Source organism: Arsenicicoccus sp. oral taxon 190, from assembly GCF_001189535.1.
In the GTDB taxonomy this organism is placed as follows: domain Bacteria; phylum Actinomycetota; class Actinomycetes; order Actinomycetales; family Dermatophilaceae; genus Arsenicicoccus.
On record NZ_CP012070.1, the window covers coordinates 1,521,152 to 1,541,349 of the forward strand.

The 20,198-nt window shown below is 74.7% G+C and carries 17 protein-coding genes and 1 tRNA gene; 12 read left to right on the forward strand and 6 right to left on the reverse strand.

What is annotated here, in order from left to right:
- Positions 1 to 10 precede the first annotated feature (10 nt).
- Positions 11 to 577, forward strand: coding sequence for a hypothetical protein (locus ADJ73_RS07160; protein ID WP_050347703.1), 567 nt, complete (start codon positions 11 to 13; stop codon positions 575 to 577).
- Here ADJ73_RS07160 and ADJ73_RS07165 read toward each other — a convergent pair.
- From ADJ73_RS07165 to ADJ73_RS07175, 3 genes are all read right to left on the reverse strand, one after another.
- Entirely contained in the window at positions 574 to 1,812 is a 1,239-nt protein-coding gene (locus tag ADJ73_RS07165; protein ID WP_050347704.1) for a trans-sulfuration enzyme family protein, read from the reverse strand. The genes ADJ73_RS07160 and ADJ73_RS07165 overlap by 4 nt on opposite strands.
- Positions 1,813 to 1,933: 121 nt before the next feature.
- Complete coding sequence (locus ADJ73_RS07170) at positions 1,934 to 3,400, reverse strand: DUF6297 family protein (RefSeq protein ID WP_050347705.1); 1,467 nt, start codon at positions 3,398 to 3,400, stop codon at positions 1,934 to 1,936.
- Complete coding sequence (locus ADJ73_RS07175; protein ID WP_253272690.1) at positions 3,390 to 4,052, reverse strand: ABC transporter ATP-binding protein; 663 nt, start codon at positions 4,050 to 4,052, stop codon at positions 3,390 to 3,392. The genes ADJ73_RS07170 and ADJ73_RS07175 overlap by 11 nt, the downstream gene beginning before the upstream one ends.
- A gap of 53 nt (positions 4,053 to 4,105) precedes the next feature.
- On the opposite strand from ADJ73_RS07175, the gene ADJ73_RS07180 reads away from it, so the two are divergent.
- The 3 genes from ADJ73_RS07180 (at position 4,106) to ADJ73_RS17295 (ending at position 6,940) form a co-directional block, all read left to right on the forward strand.
- Positions 4,106 to 4,903 (forward strand): MerR family transcriptional regulator, encoded by a 798-nt coding sequence (locus tag ADJ73_RS07180; RefSeq protein ID WP_253272691.1) that lies wholly within the window; start codon positions 4,106 to 4,108, stop codon positions 4,901 to 4,903.
- Between the two features lie 824 nt (positions 4,904 to 5,727).
- Entirely contained in the window at positions 5,728 to 6,264 is a 537-nt protein-coding gene (locus tag ADJ73_RS07185; protein ID WP_050347707.1) for a hypothetical protein, read from the forward strand.
- A gap of 79 nt (positions 6,265 to 6,343) precedes the next feature.
- Positions 6,344 to 6,940: a hypothetical protein gene (locus ADJ73_RS17295; RefSeq protein ID WP_050347708.1), complete on the forward strand. Its 597-nt coding sequence runs from the start codon at positions 6,344 to 6,346 to the stop codon at positions 6,938 to 6,940.
- Positions 6,941 to 7,033: 93 nt separating this feature from the next.
- Here ADJ73_RS17295 and ADJ73_RS07195 read toward each other — a convergent pair whose 3' ends face one another.
- Positions 7,034 to 8,110: a YihY/virulence factor BrkB family protein gene (locus tag ADJ73_RS07195; RefSeq protein ID WP_050347709.1), complete on the reverse strand. Its 1,077-nt coding sequence runs from the start codon at positions 8,108 to 8,110 to the stop codon at positions 7,034 to 7,036.
- A 110-nt stretch (positions 8,111 to 8,220) separates the two neighbouring features.
- Positions 8,221 to 10,074, reverse strand: a complete 1,854-nt coding sequence (locus ADJ73_RS07200) for a bifunctional diguanylate cyclase/phosphodiesterase (protein ID WP_050347710.1) — start codon at positions 10,072 to 10,074, stop codon at positions 8,221 to 8,223.
- A gap of 151 nt (positions 10,075 to 10,225) precedes the next feature.
- On the opposite strand from ADJ73_RS07200, the gene tmk reads away from it, so the two are divergent.
- The 8 genes from tmk (at position 10,226) to ADJ73_RS07240 (ending at position 19,444) form a co-directional block, all read left to right on the forward strand.
- Entirely contained in the window at positions 10,226 to 10,864 is a 639-nt protein-coding gene (tmk, locus tag ADJ73_RS07205; protein WP_050347711.1) for a dTMP kinase, read from the forward strand.
- Entirely contained in the window at positions 10,861 to 12,012 is a 1,152-nt protein-coding gene (locus tag ADJ73_RS07210) for a DNA polymerase III subunit delta' (RefSeq protein ID WP_050347712.1), read from the forward strand. Before tmk ends, ADJ73_RS07210 begins: the two co-directional genes overlap by 4 nt.
- Before the next feature lie 106 nt (positions 12,013 to 12,118).
- Positions 12,119 to 13,717 carry an alpha/beta hydrolase gene (locus tag ADJ73_RS07215; RefSeq protein WP_050347713.1) on the forward strand — a complete coding sequence of 533 codons (1,599 nt, stop codon included), beginning with the start codon at positions 12,119 to 12,121 and terminating at the stop codon, positions 13,715 to 13,717.
- 85 nt (positions 13,718 to 13,802) lie between these two features.
- A tRNA-Thr gene (locus ADJ73_RS07220) sits at positions 13,803 to 13,876 on the forward strand.
- 300 nt (positions 13,877 to 14,176) lie between these two features.
- Positions 14,177 to 15,568, forward strand: coding sequence for a GGDEF domain-containing protein (locus ADJ73_RS07225; protein WP_050347714.1), 1,392 nt, complete (start codon positions 14,177 to 14,179; stop codon positions 15,566 to 15,568).
- 10 nt (positions 15,569 to 15,578) lie between these two features.
- Positions 15,579 to 16,562, forward strand: coding sequence for a phosphotransferase family protein (locus ADJ73_RS07230; RefSeq protein WP_050347715.1), 984 nt, complete (start codon positions 15,579 to 15,581; stop codon positions 16,560 to 16,562).
- Positions 16,563 to 16,623: 61 nt separating this feature from the next.
- Positions 16,624 to 17,775, forward strand: coding sequence for an alpha/beta hydrolase (locus tag ADJ73_RS07235; RefSeq protein ID WP_156188159.1), 1,152 nt, complete (start codon positions 16,624 to 16,626; stop codon positions 17,773 to 17,775).
- Between the two features lie 415 nt (positions 17,776 to 18,190).
- A complete protein-coding gene (locus ADJ73_RS07240; RefSeq protein ID WP_156188160.1) occupies positions 18,191 to 19,444 on the forward strand; it encodes a C40 family peptidase in 1,254 nt (417 codons plus the stop codon).
- A 127-nt stretch (positions 19,445 to 19,571) separates the two neighbouring features.
- Here ADJ73_RS07240 and ADJ73_RS07245 read toward each other — a convergent pair whose 3' ends face one another.
- The gene (locus tag ADJ73_RS07245) at positions 19,572 to 20,093 is read right to left on the reverse strand and encodes an inorganic diphosphatase (protein WP_050347718.1); all 522 of its coding nucleotides are present in this window, start codon (positions 20,091 to 20,093) and stop codon (positions 19,572 to 19,574) included.
- Between the last annotated feature and the right edge of the window lie 105 nt (positions 20,094 to 20,198).

Genomic DNA, 20,198 nt, shown 5'->3' on the forward strand with positions numbered 1-20,198 from the left:
GGTGCTGGGCATGCTCCCCCGCCACGTCCTGCCCGGTGCCCTCCTGCTGGTCGGGGCCGCCCTCGCCGGTGGGTGCGGCGCCCCGTCGGCGAGCTCGCCGACGACCTCGAGCGCCACGACCACCTCGAGCGCCACGACCACCTCGAGCGCCACCACGACCGCTGCCACCACCACGACCGCTGCCCCCACCACCGCTGCCGCCACCACGAGCACGCCCGTCACCAAGGGTCAGGCGGGGATCTCGCCGGCCGCGACGGCGACCTTCGGGATGACGGAGTTCTGCGGCTCGCTGAAGTCCGCCGGGTGGAAGCCCGCCGACCTCTCCGCGCTGCGCACGACCACGGTCCGGGCGACCACCGAGGAGATCGTGGACCGGATGGAGCGGCTCGCCGTGGTCACGCCGCCGCCGTCGGTGCAGCAGGACTGGCGGGCGAGCGTGACGGCGTTCGACCAGATCGCGCAGCGGGTGGAGGCGTCCGGCAAGGACGCCGAGGTGCCCCGGATCATCCGGGCCGGCCTGGCGGAGTCCGCAGGCCCTCGGTCGCGGGTGATCGCCGCCGCGGCCCCCTGCCGCTAGCGCGACGAGGCCGACGCCGCGGCGTCCCGAGCCTGGTCCGCACCCTGGTCCAAGGCCTGGTCCAAGGCCTGGTCCAGGTCGGCGACGAGGTCCGCGACGGCCTCGAGCCCCACCGACAGCCGCAGCACGTCGGCGTGCGGGCGCGCGCTCTCGGCGACGGGCCGGTGGGTCAGCGACGCCGGGTGCTGGATCAGGCTGTCGACCCCACCCAGCGAGACGGCGTGGGTGATGAGGCGGGTGCGGGAGACGGCGGCCGCGGCGGCGGCATACCCGCCTCGCACGGCGAAGGCGACCATCGCCCCTGGGCCGGCGAGCTGCCGCCCGAGCAGGCCCTGCGGGTCCTGGCTCGGCAGGCCCGGGTAGTGGACCTGCGCGACCGCCGGGTGACCCGCCAGGTGCTCGGCGATCACCTGGGCGCTCGCCTGCTGGGCGCGCACCCGCACCGGCAGCGTCTGCAACCCCCGGTGCAGCAGGTATGCCGACAGCGGGTGCACCAGGCCTCCGGTGAGCGCCCGCACCGCCCGCAGCCGGCGGGCCCACTCCGGGGTGGTCGCGACGACGCCGGCGATGACGTCGCCGTGGCCGGCGAGGTACTTCGTGGCGGAGTGCATGACGAGGGCCGCACCATGACGGCGAGGCTGCTGCAGCACCGGCGTCGCGAAGGTGTTGTCGACGAGCACCGGCACCGCCCCGGCCTGACGCACCACGTCGTCGAGGTCGAGCAGCTCCAGGGTCGGGTTAGCCGGGGTCTCCACGACGACCAGCCCGGTCTGCGGGGTGATCGCGGCGGCGATCGCGTCCGCGGTGGTCCAGGTGACGGTCGTGCCGAGCAGGCCGTGATCGAGGACGTGGTCGGTGCCGCCGTAGAGCGGCCGGACCGCGACGACGTGCGGGGTGCCGGCGCTGACGGCAGCGATCAGGCAGGCGGTCACGGCGGCCATCCCGCTGCCGAAGGCGACGGCCTCCTCGCACCCCTCGAGCGCGGCGACGGCGTCCTCGGCGCGGGCGACGGTGGGGTTCCACAGCCGTTGGTAGACGAGGGTGTCGCCCGGCTGGGGGCGGCCGCCGGAGGCGAGGTTGTCATAGCTGGCGCCGCCCGCGTCGACGTCCGGGACGGGGTTGGTCGTCGACAGGTCGATCGGGGGCACATGCACCCCGAGACCGGTCAGGTCCTCACGCCCGGCGTGCACGGCCAGGGTGTCGGGGCGCGGACGCGGCATACGGGTCTCGGGCATGGTGGTCCTCCCCAGGGCTGCGACGGTGCAGGGTCTGCGGTCCACCCTAGCGGAGGCCGCAACCTCTCGCGTCAGGGGCACCCCGGTCCGGCGATCTTGCGGTGCCGTCTGCGGTCGAGGGTCACGGCCGCGCGGTGCGCCCCCACTGCCACGCCAGGACGACGAGGGGCACCGCGACGCCCGCCGCCCCCGGCACCAGCGCCGGCACGACGAGGGCCATGGGCGCCAGGCCGTATCCCCGCAGCGCCCCCAGCGTGCCGAGGGGCACCATCCCGAAGGGGGTCGGCACCATCACCGACATGAGCGACAGGTCCGTCGGGCGAGCCCCGGCCAGCAGCGACGCGAGGGCGGCCGCGACGAGAGCGAGCGCCACCCAGCCGCCCACCCCGATCAGCACCGCGGCGAGCGTCGCCCAGACCAGCGCGACCAGCCCCGGCCCGATCAGGTAGACCGTCCGCACCACCGCGTCCGGGAGCGGGAGCGAGCGCCGCAGCCCGGTCGACTGGGTCCAGCTCGTCAGGCCGTCGCCCACCGAGCGGGCGAGGCGCGCGGCCGCGAGCCCGAGCGCGGGCAGGCAGACCACGGGCGGCGCCAGGTGGGCGAGCAGCAGCCCGCCCACGAGCAGCGGTATGCCGACCAGCAGCCGGTCGCCCTGCCGCCCGATCCGCAGCAGGTCCCGCTGCAGCAGGGCGGCGGCCCCGCGACCGCGCCCGCGTCGGGACCGGGTCCGGCCGCGGCGGCCGAGCCGGTCCCGGACGGAGCGGTGGGACACGGCGGACGGGTCCATCATGAGCGCGGACTGGTAGGCGGCGGAGGTGGATTCGCCGGCGCGGCGCAGCTCGGCACCGTCGATGCGGTCGATGCGGCGGTCGGCGGCGAGCAGGCCGCCGACGGCGCAGGCGGTGAGGAGCAGCAGCCCCGCCACCAGGGCGGTGACGCCACCGGCGGCCAGGTGCAGCGCGCCACCGGCGTCCAGGTGCAGCGCGCCGCCCCCTCCGAGCAGCGTCGCGAGCAGCGCCGACACCACGCCGACGGTCGCCAGGGCGCGGGGGGCGAGCGCGACTCGTCGGCGCCACCCGGCCTCGGCCTGCGCCACCGCGACCACCGCCGTGAGGACGAGCGCGACGACGGCCCCGCCCGGGACGCCCCAGGCGACGGCGTCCGGGGTGAGGGCCAGCCCCGCGGTGGCCAGCACCGTGGGCCCGCACAGCGCGCCGAGGAAGGCCGCGCCGAGCGCCATACCCCACACCCGTGGGCGCAGGACCGGTCGGCGCGACAGCGGCCCCGACAGCAGCCAGGTGAGCTTGGCCGGGTCGGCGCCCACGGGTCCGAAGGCCACCGCCAGGCGGGCGATCCCGGCTGCCAGGAGCAGGGCGAGCGCCGTCGCCGACCACCCGCCGGCCGCGCCCGGCACGCACCCGGTGCCGGTGCAGCGTGCCGCGGCCACGACCTCGCCCCACCCGTTGCCGATGATCAGGCCGAGCAGGACGAGGGCCAGGACCCACATGTAGATCTCGACGAACCGCCCCTCGCCCTGGCCGTGGGCGCGCCGCGCCAGCGCCAGGTAGTCCGCCGCCTCAGACGTCACCGTGCAGCTCCACCACCCGCGCGCCCGCCCCCGCCACGAGGCTCGCGTCGTGGGACGCCATCAGCACGCTGCGCCCCGAGGAGGCCTGCGCCGCAAGGTATCCCGTCAGCCAGGCGCGCCCCGCCGCGTCCAGCCGCTGCTCCGGCTCGTCCAGCACCAGCAGCGTCCACGGGCGCACCAGCGCCACCGCCAGCGACAGCCGACGGCGCTGCCCGCTCGACAGCGTCCACGGCACCTGGTCGGCGACGTGCTCGATCCGCAGCGCGGCGAGCGCCCCGTCGACCAGCTCGTCCGGGTCGGCCACCCCGTGCGCCCGCGCCAGCACGTCCAGGTGCTCGAGGACCGTCACGTCCGGGTAGAACCCCGCGTCGTCCAGCACCGCGCACACCGCCCGCCGCACCCGGGGGTCGTTGTCGCGCAACGGCGCCCCGTCGAGCAGGACCTCACCGGCGTCCGGGCTCTCGACGCCGAGGACGCACCGCAGCACCGTGGTCTTCCCGACGCCGTTGGGCCCCACGAGGGCCACCACCTCGCCGGCGCCGACGGACAGCGACAGGTCGGGGACGACGGGGCGCCCGGCATACGTCTTGCTGACCCCTCGCACCTGCAGCCGGGGGAGGGGCCGCTCACCACCCAGGTCTCCGTCGCGCACCCCTCGACGATAGGGCTTGACCCTCACGCGGCGTGAGGCGCCACCGTGGAGCCATGACCGCGACGACAATGAGCGACATGACGCCCCTCACCGTGGGTCAGGTGGCCGAGACGTATGGCGTGACGGTGCGCACCCTGCACCACTACGACCAGATCGGCCTGCTGAGCCCCAGCGAGCGCAGTCACTCGGGCTACCGCCTCTACACGGCGGACGACCTGGAGCGGCTGCAGCACGTCGTCGTCTACCGGCGCCTCGGCTTCCCCCTGGAGGAGGTCGCCGAGCTGCTGGCGGACGTCGAGGCTCGCGGGAGCGACGGCGCCGCGGAGCACCTGCGTCGTCAACGCGCAGCGGTCATGACCCGGCTCGACGAGATGCGCGATCTCGTGCGTGCCATCGACGACGCACTGGAGAGAACCATGACCAAGAAGCCAGCCACCACCGAGGACCTCAAGCAGCTCTTCGGGGACGGCTACCACGAGGACTACCAGGCCGAGGCCGAGCAGCGCTGGGGCGACACCCCCCAGTGGCGGCAGAGCCAGGAGCGCCAGGCGTCCATGACCAAGGACGACTGGGCCGCCGTCAAGGCCGACACCGAGGCGCTCGAGCGCGACCTCGCGGCGGCCGTCCGCGCGGGAGAGCCGACCGACGGCGACGTCGCGGCCGAGCTCGCCGAGCGGCACCGGCGCTCGATCGAGGTGCACTACGACTGCCCGCACGCCTTCCAGGTGAAGCTGGCCGAGATGTACCTCGCCGACCCGCGCTTCACCCAGCACTACGAGGACCTGCACGCCGGGCTCGCGCAGTGGCTGCACGACGCGATCGTGTCCAACGCGGCGCGGCACGGCGCCTGAACACTCGTCGACCGGGTGGGCCCTGGTGGGTCTGCCCGGTCGGCGGGCTGGGCGACCACAGCGTGTCCTTGGGGTGTGGTGGTGGTCGGTATGGCGTCCCCGGGCGACCACAACCTGTCCCGGGGGTGTGGTTGTGGTCGGTATGGCGGGCCCGGGCGACCACACCGTCACCTTGGGGTGTGGTTGTGGTCGGTATGGCGCCCCGAGGCGACCACAACCTGTCCCGGGGGTGTGGTTGTGGTCGGTATGGCGGGCCCGGAGGCTGCCCTCGCGCCGGCGGCCGGTGGGAGGTGGGAGGTTGAGCCGATTTGGGTGCTTGTGCGCCGAGATGTCCGTATCCTTGAGGGCGCATCCGGCCTGTGCCAGGCACGGCCCCGACGGAAGGCACCCCCGTGCACCCCCACCCGACCCCCCGCGTCCGACGAGCTCGGACGCTGTCGTTCGCGCTGGCTCTCGGGCTCGCGGCGCTCCCGGTCGCCGCGGCCGGCGCCGAGGCGATGCCCGCGCCCAAGCCCACCACGACGCGCACCCCGGGCAAGCCCCACCCCCCGAAGCCGCGCAAGCCTCGACCGCCGGCCCCGAGCCCCACCGCGCCCGAGCCGACGTCGTCACCGTCGCCCTCGCCCTCGCCGTCGCCCTCTCCGACACCGACGTCGAGCCCGTCGCCCACCCGTCCCTCGCCGCCGCCCAGCCCCACCCGTCCGCCGGCCCCGACCACACCGGCCCCGCCGCCGCCGACCACGCCGGCGCCGCGGCCCACGACCAGCACGCCCCGGCCGCCGGCCCCACCGACGTCGACCCCGCGGGCCTCGACCGCCGCCCCGGTGCCGCCGACCACGGCCCCGGCGCCGACCGCCCCGGCCGCCCCCGGCACGACGGCGCCCGGCACGACGGCGCCCGGCACGACGGCCCCCGCCGGCAGCCAGCCCGCGGGCACGGGTGCCGCGCCGGCCCCTGGCACCTCCGCACCCGGCACGCCAGCCCCCGGGAGCACCGCAGCCGGCGCGCAACCGGGAGCCGTCCCGCCGGCGGCCGGAGGCCCGGGCGCCCCCGCTGCCGGGGCAGCCGCAGCCGCAGCCGCTGCCGGCGCCGGCACCGGCACGGGCACCGGCACCACCCCCGACCAGGCAGGCACCCCGACCGCCCCCGCCGATGGCACCACCTCCGGCACCAGCTCGTCCGCGCCCACCACGGATGCCGCCGGCGCCGGGTCGAACTCCGTGACCCTGGCCTCCGGCCGCACGGGCGACGCGGGGGACGACGCCGGTCGGACCGGCGCGTTCTTCGCGGCCCTGTGTGCGCTGGTGTCCGGCGGTGTGCTGGTGCTGCGTCGTCGGTTCGCCCCCGACCCGCAGGCCTGAGCCCCGCGGTTCTCCCGGCATACGACTCTGACCCCCCGAGCACCGGCAGGACGTCGGTCGTGACCCGAAGGACTCCCGCATGTCACTCCTGGGCCCGCGTCGGCAGGCTGCCCGCAGGCGTTCGACGCACCGTGGACGAGGCCCTGGCACCGGGCCGCTGATCCTGCTGACGACGGCGGGGCTCCTCGCCGTGGGTGCGCTGACCCTGGGCGGGGCGGCCGACCCGGCGGCCCCGGACCGTCCGGCCCCGCGCCGGCTGCTGTCCGCGGACCTCGCCGTGCGCGCAGCCCCGGCCGCCACCCCAGCCCCAGCCGCCACCCCAGCCGCCACCCCAGCCCCCACCCCGGCCGCCACCCCAGCCCCGGCGCCGTGGGAGCTGCAGCCGGGGACGTTCGGGCAGCCCGTCCCGACGGGCGCGGCCGCGGGGATCGCCCCGGCGCGCCCGGTCAGCCGGACGCCCTCGCACCCGGGCCGGACGACACCGGCGGCACCGGCGGCGGTCCGGAGCCCCGCTCGCCCGGCCCCGGCCACCCCCAACGCCGGCCCCCGTCCCGCTGTGGCCGCGGCCCAGTGGCAGGACCCGGGGGAGAGCGTGGAGCGTATGGCGGTGCTCTTCCTCGCGATGGCGGCGTTCCTGGGCGCCTTCATCGTGTGGCTGCACCGCCGGGACGCCTGAGCCCCGCCACGAGGGGCGGGGCTCAGGGAAGGTCAGCCGCGGGGAGGTCGGCGACCGGCCGGGCCATCGACCGGAGACGCCGACGACTGCGGGTCAGTCGCGGGGCTCGGCCTCCCGGCGCAGGTCCTGGGCCTCGAGCCGCAGCTCGTCCAGGGTCTTCTCGCGCTTCTTGATGCCCTTGTCGTCGCGCGGGGGCAGGAGCACCTGGTCCTCGGCGGGCATCCCGGCGGCCAGCTGGCGCGACCGCTCCACCTCGGAGTCGAACTCCGCGCCAAAGAGCAGCGCCAGGTTGGTGATCCACAGCCACAGCAGGAAGACGATCACACCGGCGATGGAGCCGTAGGTCTTGTTGTAGGACCCGAAGTGGGAGACGTAGAACCCGAAGGTGACCGACGCGAGGATCCACACCACGAAGGCCAGCGCCGCACCAGGGCTGAACCACTTGAACTTCGGCTGCTTGACGTTGGGCGTCGCGTAGTAGAGCAGCGCGATGACCAGGATCACGATGATCGCGATAACCGGCCACTTGACGATGTTCCACACGGTCACGGCGGTGTCGCCCAGCCCGATGAGGTTGCCGACCCACTCGGCGACCGGGCCGCTGACGACCAGCATCACGCCGCCGAGCGCCACGAGCACCAGGGTGATCAGCGTGACGAGCAGCTGGACGGGACGCAGCTTGAGGAAGGGACGCCCCTCGGAGACGTCGTAGATGCGGTTCATGGCGCGGCCGAAGGCGCCGATGTAGCCGGACGCCGACCACAGCGCGGAGAGCAGACCGATGACCAGCGCGAAGCCGGAGGCCGACGAGCCCGAGATCTCCTTGATGATCGGCCCGAGGGTGTCCACCGCCTGCGGCGACAGCTGACGCACCGCGTCCAGCATCTTGTCGACGGTGCCGGCGTCCTGCCCGAAGAGGCCGAGCAGCGAGATCAGCGCCAGGATCGCCGGGAAGAGCGACAGCACGGCGTAGTAGGTCAGCGCGGCCGCCAGGTCGGTGCACTGGTCGATGCTGAACTCCTTGGACGCACGCTTGAGGGCGTACTTCCAGTGGGGGCTCGGCAGGTCCGACATCTCGTCGGGCTTGCCGAGACCGTCGGGGTCGTCGTGGCTGCGAGCGCCCGGCGGCCGGTTCTCGTCAGCGGTGCTCGCCTGGGGGGACGGCGTCATGGGGGGCCTCCTGGTACCGATGCGGGTGACGACTAAGGCAACCACATGCCCCTGCTGCCGCAGCGGTATTCCGGCCCGCGTGGCCGGTGCGCGCTCCGGTCGGGCTCCCCTCAGGGGGTGTGGCCGGGCCATGGCCGCGGCTGCCCGAGGTAGTAGCCCTGCACCGCGTCGGCCCCGAGGTCGATGACGGCCGCGAGCTGGTCGCGGGTCTCGATGCCTTCGGCGACGGCCCGTATGCCGAGGGCCCGCGCCACGTCCAGGGAGGAGCGCAGCATCGCGAGGTCGACCTCGCTGGTGAGGCAGCCGCGCACGAGCACGCCGTCGACCTTGAGTACCTGCAGCGGCAGCTCGCGCAGGTTGCCGTAGCTGGTGGTGCCGGCCCCGAAGTCGTCGAGCGCGAACTCGACGCCGGCGCCGGCGAGGTGCTCCATGCCGGCGCGCACCGCCTGGGTGGACCCGATGGGGAGGCGCTCGGTGAGCTCGAGGACCAGTCGCGGCCCCTGCCGCGAGCCGGCGACCAGGTCGTGGGCCCAGTCGACGAAGACCGGGTCGAGCATGGAGTGGGGGCTGACGTTGCAGGAGACGCGCCGCTCGAGGCAGCCGTCGGAGAGCGTCCGCACGACCCGGGTCAGGACGGCGCGGTCCAGGGCGCTGACCACGTCATACTGCTCGGCCAGGGCGACGAAGTCGTCGGGCAGGAGCAGCCGGCCCTCCTCGTCGGTGAGCCGGACCAGGACCTCGGCGTCCATGGGGGACGAGGCGCCGTCGGCGATGCCGACGACCGGCTGGGCGACCAGGGAGAGGCGCCCGGTGAGGACGGCCGCACGGACGGCGTCCATGCGCAGCAGGTCGGACCGGTTGTCGCCGGGGTCGCTGGTGCCGGGCTCGTGCAGGACCACGCGCCCGCGGCCGCTGCGCTTGGCCTGCTGGGCGGCGGACTCCGCCCGGGACACGATCTCCTCGATGCCGTGGCCGTGCCCGGTGATCGCGTAGACCCCGGCCGAGAAGCCGGTGGCGACGTCGCGGCCGCCCACCTGCAAGGGGTGGCTGGCCAGGTCGGCGGACACAGTCTCCAGGACGTCGCGCAGCTCGTCGGCGGGGCCCTCGTTGAGCGCCGCGAACTCGTCGCCCCCGAACCGGTAGACGGTGATCGGGTGGTCCTCGCCCATCGCGCGCAGCCGGTCGGCGACCCCCCGCAGCACACCGTCGCCGAGCCCGTGACCCAGCCGGTCGTTGGTCATCTTGAGGTGGTCCAGGTCGATGAGCGCGAACGACCGCTCGCCCTGCTCGGCGTCGCGCGCCTCGCCGATGGCCTGGAACGCCGCGGCGCGGTTGGGCAGCCGGGTCAGCGGGTCGGTCCGCTCGAGCACGCGGGCGCGCGACCGCAGCGCCGTGACCTGGTCGCGCAGCAGCTGCCGGTCGTCGGGGTGGCGCGGGGCGCTGAACCGGTCGGCCCGGCTGGAGAGCACGGCGGCCGCCACGACGCTCAGGTGCGTGAGCCGGTCCGGTATGCCGCCCCGCGTGGTCACCAGCAGCAGCCCGACGGTGGCGGGGCCGCTGGTCACCGGGACGAGCAGCTGCTGGCGGTAGCCGGCGTCGGCAAGCGGCCGCAGGCGCGGGGTGCCGGTGCTCGGGAGGTCGGTGATCAGGTGGCGGCCCTGCTCGCGCACCCGCTCGAGGCAGCCGAGGGTGGGGTGGACGCAGACCTCGGGCTCGCCGGGCAGCAGGCCCCGCAGGACGTGGACCTCGAGGTGGGCGTCGTCCTCGGCGGGCAGTCCCACCTCGAGCCGGGCGTCGCCGAGGAGCGGGACCAGCCGGGCTCGCAGCAGCGTGACCAGCTCGGCGCGGGTGCCGGGCACCAGGAGCTCGTCGGACAGCATGGCGAGCGACGTCAGCGGGGAGCGGCCGTCAGCCATCGCGGCGCCGTCGCCGGCGCGCGGGCTGGTCACCTCGTTCCCCACCATCACCCTTCCAGGGTAGGGCGCCCGCAGCACCGGGACCGCCTCGTGCTGGGGAACCCTGCGCAGGTGCAGCAGAGCGTGGCGGGATGCCGGGAAACCGTCACGCAGGGTAAGGCGCGAGGGTCTGTCACGGGTCTGCCCTAGGCTCGGTGCCGTGACGACGGACGAGCGGCGTGGGGCCGACCAGCGTGGGGTCTTCGTCGCCCTCGAGGGGGGCGACGGGGCCGGCAAGACGACGCAGGCGCGACTGCTGCAGACGTGGCTCGGCGAGCTCGGCCGGACCGTCCTGCTGACCCGGGAGCCAGGGGGCTCGGCGCTCGGGGTCGAGATCCGGCGGCTGCTGCTCCACGGGGAGCACGTGTCGCCGCGGGCCGAGGCGCTGCTCTTCGCCGCCGACCGGGCGCACCACGTGGCGTCCGTGGTCCGGCCGGCCCTGGAGCGGGGGGAGGTGGTGGTCACCGACCGCTACCTCGACTCGTCGGTGGCCTACCAGGGCGCCGGGCGGGACCTGGCGGGTGAGGACGTCCGTGGGCTGTCGCTGTGGGCGGTCGACGGGTTGCTGCCCGACCTGACCGTGCTGCTCGACGTGCCGCCCGGCACCGGCCGCAGCCGACGCGGCGACGAGCACGACCGGCTGGAGTCCGAGCCCGATGCCTTCCACGAGCGCGTGCGGGGCGGGTTCCTCGCGCTGGCGGCGGCCGAGCCCGAGCGCTACCTGGTCGTCGACGCCACGCAGGAGCCCCAGCTCATCCACCGGCAGGTGCGCGAGCGGCTCACCGAGGTGCTGCGGTGAGCGCCGCGCCGCCCGTCTGGGACCAGGTCGTCGGGCAGGACCCGACGGTCGCGGCCCTGACGGCGGCCGTGGCCGACCCCGCGGCCATGACCCACGCCTGGCTCCTCACGGGGCCGCCCGGGTCGGGCCGGTCGGTGGCAGCGCGCTGCTTCGCCGCCGCGCTGCAGTGCCCCCAGGGCGGCTGCGGCGAGTGCCGCGAGTGCCGGACCGCCCTGGACGGCACCCACGCCGACGTCGAGGTGGTCGCGACGCCGGGGTTGTCCATCGGCGTCGACCACGCCCGCGAGCTGGTGCACGCCGGCTCGGTGCGCCCCTCGGTGGGGCGCTTCCGGGTCATCGTCATCGAGGACGCCGACCGGCTCACCGAGCAGGCCGCCAACGCCCTGCTCAAGGTCGTGGAGGAGCCCGTCTCCCGCACCGTGTGGCTGCTGTGCGCGCCCTCGCTCGACGACGTCATCGTCACCATCCGGTCGCGGTCGCGGCACGTGCGGCTGCGCACCCCACCGGTCGACGCCGTGGCCGACCTGCTGGTCCGCCGCGACGGGATCGACCCGGCGATGGCGGCCTACGCGGCGCGGGCGGCCCAGAGCCACATCGGCATCGCCAAGCGGCTCGCCACCGACGCCGCCGCCCGCGAGCGGCGGCACGCCGTGGTGTCCCTCGCGGCCAAGATCCGGGGGGTGGGCGACGCGATCGACGCCGCCTCCGACCTGGCCTCCATCGCCGACGAGGAGTCCGGCGCGACCACCGCCGAGCGGGACGCGGCCGAGCGACGCCGGCTGCTGGAGCGCATGGGCGCCGACACGGCCGCCCGCACCCAGCCCCCCCACGTGCGGTCCGCCCTGGCCGCCCTCGAGCGGGAGCAGAAGCAGCGCGCCACCCGGCACGCCCGCGACATCATCGACCGGTCGCTCGTGGACCTCGTGAGCGTCTACCGCGACGCCCTCGTGCAGCGCCTCGGCACCCCCGTGCCCGTCGTCAACGTCGACGTCGGCCCGGTCGTCACGCAGGTGGCGCAGGCCTTCACGAGCGAGCAGCTGCTGCACGCGATCGACGCCGTCGGCACCGCGCGGGAGCGCATCGACCGCAACGTCGCGCCGCTGCTCGCGCTGGAGGCGATGTGCCTGTCGCTGAGACTGCCACGCTGAGTTTTCCGTGGATCCCAGGGTCGACGGTTACCGTGGGGAGTCGGGTTGCGGCGAGGGGCCGGCGACCCGACATACGTGCTGCTGTCCCCGGCCGAAAGGTGCTCGCATGAGCTCGTCGCCTCGCTCCCGCGCCGCGCGCGCCCTCAGCCTGCTCGCGGGCACGTCCTTGCTCGCCGCCGGCTGCACGGTCCCGGGCGGGGTCGGAGGCGGGTCGTCCGAGCCGGGCTCCGGCTCGTCCCAGGGCAGCTCGTCCGGCGGCCACGACTCCGGCGGCTCGGCCAGCCCCGCCACCTCCATGCCGACCCACGCCCCCGACCTGGCGAAGTACTACACGCAGAAGGTCAGCTGGGAGCGGTGCGGCCGGTTCCAGTGCGCGGAGCTGATGGTGCCGGTCGACTACGACAAGCCGGAGGGCGCCACCATCAAGCTCGCGCTCAAGCGGCAGCGCTCCACCTCCGGCCAGCGGGCCGGGTCGCTGGTGCTCAACCCCGGCGGGCCGGGCGCGTCGGGCGTCGACATGGTCGACTGGTTCGCCCCGGCGCTGGCGGGCAACGTGCAGCGCCGCTTCGACGTGGTCGGCTTCGACCCGCGCGGCGTGGCCCGGTCCAGCCCCGTGACCTGCCTGGACGACAAGCAGATGGACAACTACCTCGGGGGCGACCCCACCCCCGACGACGCCGCGGAGCGCGACAAGGTCATGGCGGCCAACAAGACCTTCGCCGACGCCTGCCTCGCCAAGACCGGTGACCTGCTGCGGCACGTCTCCACGGTCGAGGCCGCCAAGGACATGGACGTGCTGCGCGGCGTCCTCGGCGACGCCAAGCTCAACTACTTCGGGGCGTCCTACGGCACCTTCCTCGGGGCGACGTATGCCGACCTCTTCCCCACCCACGTCGGCCAGATGGTGCTCGACGGCGTCATCGACCCGGCCCAGGACGGCAAGCAGTCCGCGCTGGGGCAGGCGACCGGGTTCGAGCGGGCCACCCGCGCCTACGCCCAGCACTGCGTCGACACCGGCAGCTGCCCGATCGGCTCCACCGTCGACGAGGCGATGACTGGGCTGTCGGACCTGCTCAAGCAGATCGACGCCAACCCGCTCCCCGCCCCCGGCGTGGGCACCGGCACGCTGACCGAGGGCTGGGCCTCCCTCGGCGTGGCGATGCCGATGTACAGCGACCAGCTGTGGTCCGACCTGGACCAGGCGCTGCGGTCGGCCAAGAAGGGCGACGGCTCCGGCCTCATGCGCCTCGCCATGCAGTACGCCGACCGCCAGGACGACGGCAGCTACAAGGGCAACATGCTGCAGGCCATCAACGCCGTCAACTGCCTGGACCGCCCCGTCGCCGGCGACGCCGACCGGTATGCCGCCGACGAGAAGGACTTCACCAAGGTCGCTCCCGTGTGGGGCCGCTTCATGGCGTGGGGCGACGCAGTGTGCGGCGTCTGGCCGGTCAAGGCCACGGGCGTCGCCAAGCCCGTGAAGGCCCCCGGGTCCGGGCCGATCCTCGTGCTCGGCACCACGCGGGACCCGGCGACGCCATACGAGAACTCCGTCGCGCTCGCCAAGGAGCTCGAGCACGGCGTGCTGCTCACCCGCGACGGCGACGGCCACACCGCCTACCAGCAGGGCAACAACTGCGTGGACCGCGCCGTCGACGACTACCTGGTCAAGGGCAAGGTGCCGACCAGCGGCGCCAAGTGCTGAGCGCCCGGTCCGGGGGCGGCAGGGATTTGGCGGGCGCTGCGGCCGTCCCTGTATAGTGGTCAGCCGGTCGTCCCTGACGGCCCATGCCGCTTTAGCTCAGTCGGCCAGAGCGATTCACTCGTAATGAATAGGTCGTCGGTTCGATTCCGACAAGCGGCTCAGACAAGGCCCTCCGGTTCGCCGGGGGCCTTTCTGCTGCGCCGGGCACCCCTAGGCGACCACAACCTGTCCCGGGGGTGTGGTTGTGGTCGGTATGGCGCCCCCTGGCGACCGCACCGTGTCCCGGGGGTGTGGTTGTGGTCGATCCGGCGCCCCAAACCACCGCCTCCCCGTGCCGCGAGCCCGCCCCGCAAACACGCTGCGCCACCTACCATGGACGCTATGCAACCAATCTCGTCTCGGAGGCCGCGGGGGCTGCCTGGACGAGGCTCCTCCGAGCGCGCACACCTCCGGCTCCTCGTGGCCCTCGTCGTCGACACGCTCGTGGTCTGCCAGATCGTCTACTGGACCGCGAGCGGCGCGGCGCCCGGCGTCGCGTTCGTCGTCAGCCTCCTGGTGTCGCTGCTGGTGGCCGTCACGGCCCTGCGGCACACCCAGCCGCGGCACCGACCGCAGTGGCGCCTCATCGTCGCGGGCGCCACGGTGTGGATCGGCTCGCTCGTGGTGGTCGCGCTCCGCAGCGTCGTGACCGGGTCCCTCGGCGACTGGTCCCTCAGCGCGCTGCTCTCGCTGCTCGCCTACCTGATGACCGGGACGGGGATGGCGGGGCTTGCGCGCAAGGAGGGGATGGTGCGGGACGCGGCCGTGTGGCTGGAGTCCATCATCGGCATCGTGGGGTTCCTGCTGCTGTGGTGGATCGTCAGCGGCCCGAGCCTGCTGGCGCAGGGCATGAGCTTTCGCACCGTGGTGGCCAACCTGCTGCCGGTGGGGGACGCCGTGCTCGTCGCCGGCGGCGTGGTGCTCCTCGGGTCGCGCACCGCTCGGGACCTGTCGTCGCGGGCGCTGGTGGGGGCCGTCATGATGGCGGTCGTGGGGGACCTGCTCTTCGGGGCCTACTCGGCCGGCCGCATCGGTGACACCCCCGCGCAGGCCGCGCCGGCGCTGTGGATGGTGGAGTTCGCACTGATCGCTCTCGGCGCCGTGCTGGCCCGTCACGACGCCGGAGCCCCGGTCTCGCACGTCTCCTCCGCGGGCATCGGCCTGCTGGTCCTGTCCCTCGTGGGCCCGGGCACAGCGCTGGCCATCGCGCCCGTGCTCGCCGGCTGGCAGATGCCCGTCAGCACCGTGGTCCTGGTGCTGGTCGGCACGGCAGTCATGACGGTGCTCTTCGTGCACCGCCTGCTCGCGCTGGTCCGCCGCATCGAGCGGCAGTCGGCCGAGCTGGAGGCCACCGCCCGCACCGACGAGCTGACCCGGCTGCCCAACCGCCGCGCCGGCTCGCGGCTGCTCGAGGAGGCGATCGCGGAGGCGACGCAGGAGGGCAGCCCCCTCAGCCTCGCGATCGTGGACCTCGACCACTTCAAGCTCTTCAACGACAGCTACGGACACCTGCAGGGCGACCGGCTGCTGCGCGCGGCCGGGCTCGCGTGGTCCTCGGTGCTGGGCGCCCGCGGCACCATCTACCGCTACGGCGGCGAGGAGTTCGTGGTGATCCTCCCCGGCGACGGGCCCCCCGGCGCCGAGGAGGTCCTGGCGCTGATGCGGATGGCGACCCCGAAGTCCCAGTCCTTCTCCGCCGGCATCGCCACCATGGCACCGGGCGACGACGTCGAGTCGCTCATCGGCCGGGCTGACGCCTCGCTCTACGCGGCCAAGGCCGCCGGTCGGGGTCGCACCATCGCGAGCGCCTAGCCTGGCTGCCGTGATCACCGAGACCGAGCTGCGGGCCGCCCTCGAGCGCGAGTGGGCCTGGTGCGGCCTGTCCCGCGCCCCCGAGTGGGTGAGCCTGCTGGGCCACGGCGAGTCGTATGCCGCCTGGCACGTCGCCACCCGCGACACCGACGTCGTGGTGCGGGTCGTGCGCCGCGACGCCGCCGAGCTGCCGCGGGGCATGCGCGACGAGTTCGCCTGCCTGCAGCGGCTGCCCGACGGGATCGGGCCCGCGCCGATCGCGCTGGACGAGAGCGGCGACCGGCTCGGCATACCGGCCATGGTCGTCTCCCTGGTCGCCGGTGAGGTGCTCACCGACCCCGGCCGGTGGGACGACGCCCTGCTCGCGCGGCTCGCGCAGGTGATCGCCCGGCTCCACGCCGAGCCCTACGACCGGTGCGGTCCGCTGGACGACCCCACCCGGTCGGCGGTCAGCATCGTCGGCGCCTTCGAGGCGGGGCTCGGGTGGTGGCTGGAGCACCACCCCGAGGTGGTCGACGACCCGGAGGTGCTCGCGCTGCTGCCGCTGGTGCGGGGCTACCTGGCCGCGCGGGAGCCGTGGTTCGAGGGGGTGCGCAGGTTCGCGCTGGTGCACGGGGACCTCGTCGCCGCCAACGTCCTCGTCGAGCGCGGCGAGCCGCGCCTCGTCGACTGGGAGTGGGCCGAGATCGACGACCCGGCACGCGACCTCGGCTACCTCGGCGGCGTCCTGGCGAGCCCGGGGGTGCAGGTGCCGCTGACCCGCGCGCAGGTGGCCGGGTTCGTGCGCGCCTACCTGCAGGCCGCGCCCGCCGACGTGTACGCCGCCGAGACGGAGGAGTCGCTCCTCGCCCGGCGGGACGCGTGGGAGGTGTCCGAGACGCTGCTGTCCTCGCTGCACGACCGGCTTCTGCTGCGGCAGGGACGGGACGAGCCCGGCACCACCGAGGCCCGGGTCCGCCTCGCCACCGAGGGGCTCCGAGAGGTGTGCCGATGACGCCGCAGAGCCAACCTGCGGGCACTCCCAGGCGTCTGCGCAGTGAACAGAAGGGGACGGGATGGGACCGACGTCAAGGATCGTGATCGGGCTGGTGCTGGGCGCTGCCCTGGTGGTGCCGGTGCTGGTGGGCATCGGCTGGTGGTGGCGCAGCCGGGGCCAGGGTCGGCGCGTCCGCCGGGTGGCCGTGGCCGTCGGTGTGGCGGTCGGGGTGCTCGCCTCGCAGGTCCTGGCGGTCGCCGGGGCCGCAGCCGTGGTCAACCGTGAGCTCGGTTTCTACCCGACGTGGGACGCCCTGGTGTCCGCCGCGGACGACGGCGACCCGCTCGCCGGCATGGGCGGCGGCGCCAGCAGCGGCGAGACGCTCAACCAGGCCGAGATCGCCCGGATCGCCAAGGACGGGTGGGCCCCCCACCCGGTGCAGCCCGCCGCGGGCAACGGGACCTACCGCGACTACCTGGTCAACGGCGGCAAGGCCAAGACCAAGCAGAAGGTCATCGCCTGGATGCCGCCCGGCTACGAGAAGAACGACAAGGCCAAGGACCTCCCGGTCGTCCTCGTCCTCGGCGGCGCCTACGTCACGACCGACTTCGCGGCCAACGGCCTGCACTTCGGCGACGAGGCGGCCCAGCTGGTGCGCGACCGCAAGGTGCCGCCCTTCGTGGCGCTCTTCCCCGAGATCAACATCAAGCTGCCCAACGACACCGAGTGCGTGGACTACCCGGGCGGCCCGCAGGCCTACTCCTGGCTCGCCCACGACGTCCCCACCTGGGCGGTCAAGACGCTCGGCGTCGCTCCGACCGGCCCCAAGTGGTCCGTCATCGGGTGGTCCCTCGGCGGCTACTGCGCGGCCAAGCTGCACGTCAACAACCCGCGCGAGTTCGGCGCCGGCGCGTCGATCCAGGGCTTCTACGCCCCCATCCCCGACGGGTCGACCGGGGCGCTGGCGCTGGACCTGGCCCGCAACCCCGAGCTGCGTCACACCAGCGACGTCGCGTGGATGCTGCAGCACCGGCCCCCGGCCAACACCAAGCTGCTGGTCATGTCCTCCCAGGCCGACCCGCAGAGCTGGCCGCAGACCTCGACCTTCCTCAACGCGACGCGCGGGATCCCGGGGATCCGGCCGCTGCTGATCGACGGTCAGGGCCACACCCTCAACTCCTGGCGCAAGACGCTGCCGACGGTGCTGCCCTACCTGCTCGGGACCAGCTGAGCGGGCGACGCCGGCACCACGGGACGTGATCAGGCGTCACTCAGAGTTGCCATGCCGGGGGCGAAACGGGCGAAGCGACCGCCGCCCGTCACCCGTCCGGCCCAGCGCTTTATCGTTTCGTTATCTTCGCTGGTCGACCCGGGTGATGGCGTCGTGACCCTGCCGTGACCTGGGAAAACACAGGGGTGTGGTCTCCCGGCGCCATGCGGCGTTCACGGACCGGTCACCCGGGACCGCCCTGGCGCGCCTTCGGACTTCCTGGACGAGGGCCCCGCCGGGCGCCGCGCTCCGTAGGCTGGGACCTGGAGCAGGGCCAGCACCCGTGAGGTCGTCCCATGGTCCGTCGCGCGCCCGGGACAGGGGCCGCGGACCTGCACCGCCAGAGTCAGCACAACCGCAGAAGGGGACCACCTCCGTGCCTGCCAGCGCCCACCGCCGTGGTTCGACCGTGCCGACGCGCGCCACGCTCGTCGCGAGCACCGTCGCGCTGCTCACCCTCGGCCTCGCCGCACCGGCCGTGGCGGACCCGGCCCCGAGCCCCACGGCATCGGCCCCCGCGAGCCCGCCCTCCCAGGAGGAGGTGGAGGCTGCCCGGCAGGCGGCCGCCCGCCAGCTCGCCCAGGTGACCACCGCGCAGCAGGAGTATGTCGCCGCCACGCAGCGCCTCGACGCCGCACGCGCCGCCGCCGCCCTCGCCGCTGAGCAGTACAACGGCGCCAAGCTGCGCCTGGACGCCTCGACCCGCGCCTTCCAGGCCGCCGACGCCAAGGCGAAGGCCGCCGAGGCCACCCTCGCCGCCGCCAAGGTCAACCTCGGCCGGGTCGCGGCGCAGACCTACGAGTCGCGCACCCCGCTGTCGGGGCTCGAGGCGCTCGTCGCCCCGGGCGGCCCGCAGGCCGCGATGGAGCGCGCCGCCGGGCTGCGCACCCTCGGCGAGGTCCAGACCGACGTCGTCCGCAGCTCCACCGACCAGCTCGCCGTGGCCACCGAGCTGCGGCTCGCCGCCCAGCGCGCCAACGACCAGCGCAAGGCCGACGAGCAGGCCGCGCTGACCGCCCGCACCAAGGCCACCGCCGCCGAGCAGGCCGCGGCCGCCGCGGCGGAGACCACGCGCGCCGCCCAGGAGATGGCCCTCGCCCGCCTCGCCGAGCTCAACCGCACCAGCGTCGACCTCGAGCGGCGCCACCAGGACGGCCTGCTGCTCGCGGCGGACCAGCGGGCCGCCGAGGCCCGGCAGGCCGCGGCGGGGCTGGGGGGCGCGGTCCCGGCATACGTACCGGGCACCCCGACGCGGGTGGTCGCCGGCAACCCCCGGGCCCAGCAGGCCGTCGACTTCGCGATGGCGCAGCTGGGGGACTGGTACCTCTGGGGCGGCGCCGGTCCCGACCGGTGGGACTGCTCCGGCCTGACCCAGGCCGCGTGGGCGCGCGGCGGGGCGGCCATCGACCACTTCACGGGGTCGCAGTGGGCGCAGACCGACCGGGTCCCGCTGTCCCAGCTGCAGCCGGGCGACCTGGTGTTCTTCGGACGCGACGCCGCGAGCATCCACCACGTCGGGATGTACATCGGCGGCGGCAAGATGGTCAACGCCCCGCACACCGGTGCCCAGGTGCGCGTCGAGTCGATCTACTGGTCCGACCTGCTGCCCCAGGGCGGCCGCGTCCGCTGACGCCGCACCGCTGACACCGCGCCGCGCGGACGGCCGACCCGCACCGCGCGCCGACGTCCCGCTCACGCGAGAGCGCCCCGCTCCCACCAGCAGGTGGGGCGGGGCGCTCGCGGCATACGGGCCTGGCTCAGTGACCGTGAGGCGCCGGCCAGCGCAGCGTGGTGACGTTGTTGTCCTTGGCGCGCTGGATCGCCTCGCGGACGATCTCCTCGGCGCGCTCGCGGCCGGCCCAGAAGGCCCCCTCCACGGACTTGCCCGGCTCGAGGTCCTTGTAGGTCTCGAAGAAGTGCTGGATCTCCAGGCGGTCGAAGTCGCTGATGTGCTCCAGCTCGGTGATGTGCTCCTGGCGGGGGTCGCCGGCCGGGATGCACAGCAGCTTGTCGTCGCCGCCGGCCTCGTCGCGCATGTGGAAGAGCCCGATGGGCCGCGCCCGCACCAGGCAGCCGGGGAAGGTGGGCTCGTCCAGCAGCACCAGCGCGTCCAGCGGGTCGCCGTCCTCGCCGAGGCTGTCCTCGACGTAGCCGTAGTCGGCCGGGTAGCGGGTGGACGTGAAGAGCATGCGGTCGAGGCGGATGCGGCCGGACTCGTGGTCGACCTCGTACTTGTTGCGGTTGCCCGACGGGATCTCGATGGTGACGTCCAGCTCCACTGGTGGCCCCTTTGCGTGGCTATGGGTGGCAGCGTGTGCACTCTGGCCTACGCTGCGTCTCGGTCGGTGACATGCGTTGGGACCAACCTACCGAAGGGGGAGGCT

Excerpts from the sequence above, each read along its gene's own strand:
- ADJ73_RS07160 (WP_050347703.1), top strand. The coding sequence starts at position 11 with ATGCTCCCCCGCCACGTCCTGCCCGGTGCCCTCCTGCTGGTCGGGGCC.
- ADJ73_RS07165 (WP_050347704.1), bottom strand. The coding sequence starts at position 1,812 with ATGCCCGAGACCCGTATGCCGCGTCCGCGCCCCGACACCCTGGCCGTG.
- ADJ73_RS07180 (WP_253272691.1), top strand. The coding sequence starts at position 4,106 with ATGACCGCGACGACAATGAGCGACATGACGCCCCTCACCGTGGGTCAG.
- ADJ73_RS17295 (WP_050347708.1), top strand. The coding sequence starts at position 6,344 with ATGTCACTCCTGGGCCCGCGTCGGCAGGCTGCCCGCAGGCGTTCGACG.
- ADJ73_RS07195 (WP_050347709.1), bottom strand. The coding sequence starts at position 8,110 with ATGACGCCGTCCCCCCAGGCGAGCACCGCTGACGAGAACCGGCCGCCG.
- ADJ73_RS07200 (WP_050347710.1), bottom strand. The coding sequence starts at position 10,074 with ATGGTGGGGAACGAGGTGACCAGCCCGCGCGCCGGCGACGGCGCCGCG.
- ADJ73_RS07215 (WP_050347713.1), top strand. The coding sequence starts at position 12,119 with ATGAGCTCGTCGCCTCGCTCCCGCGCCGCGCGCGCCCTCAGCCTGCTC.
- ADJ73_RS07235 (WP_156188159.1), top strand. The coding sequence starts at position 16,624 with ATGGGACCGACGTCAAGGATCGTGATCGGGCTGGTGCTGGGCGCTGCC.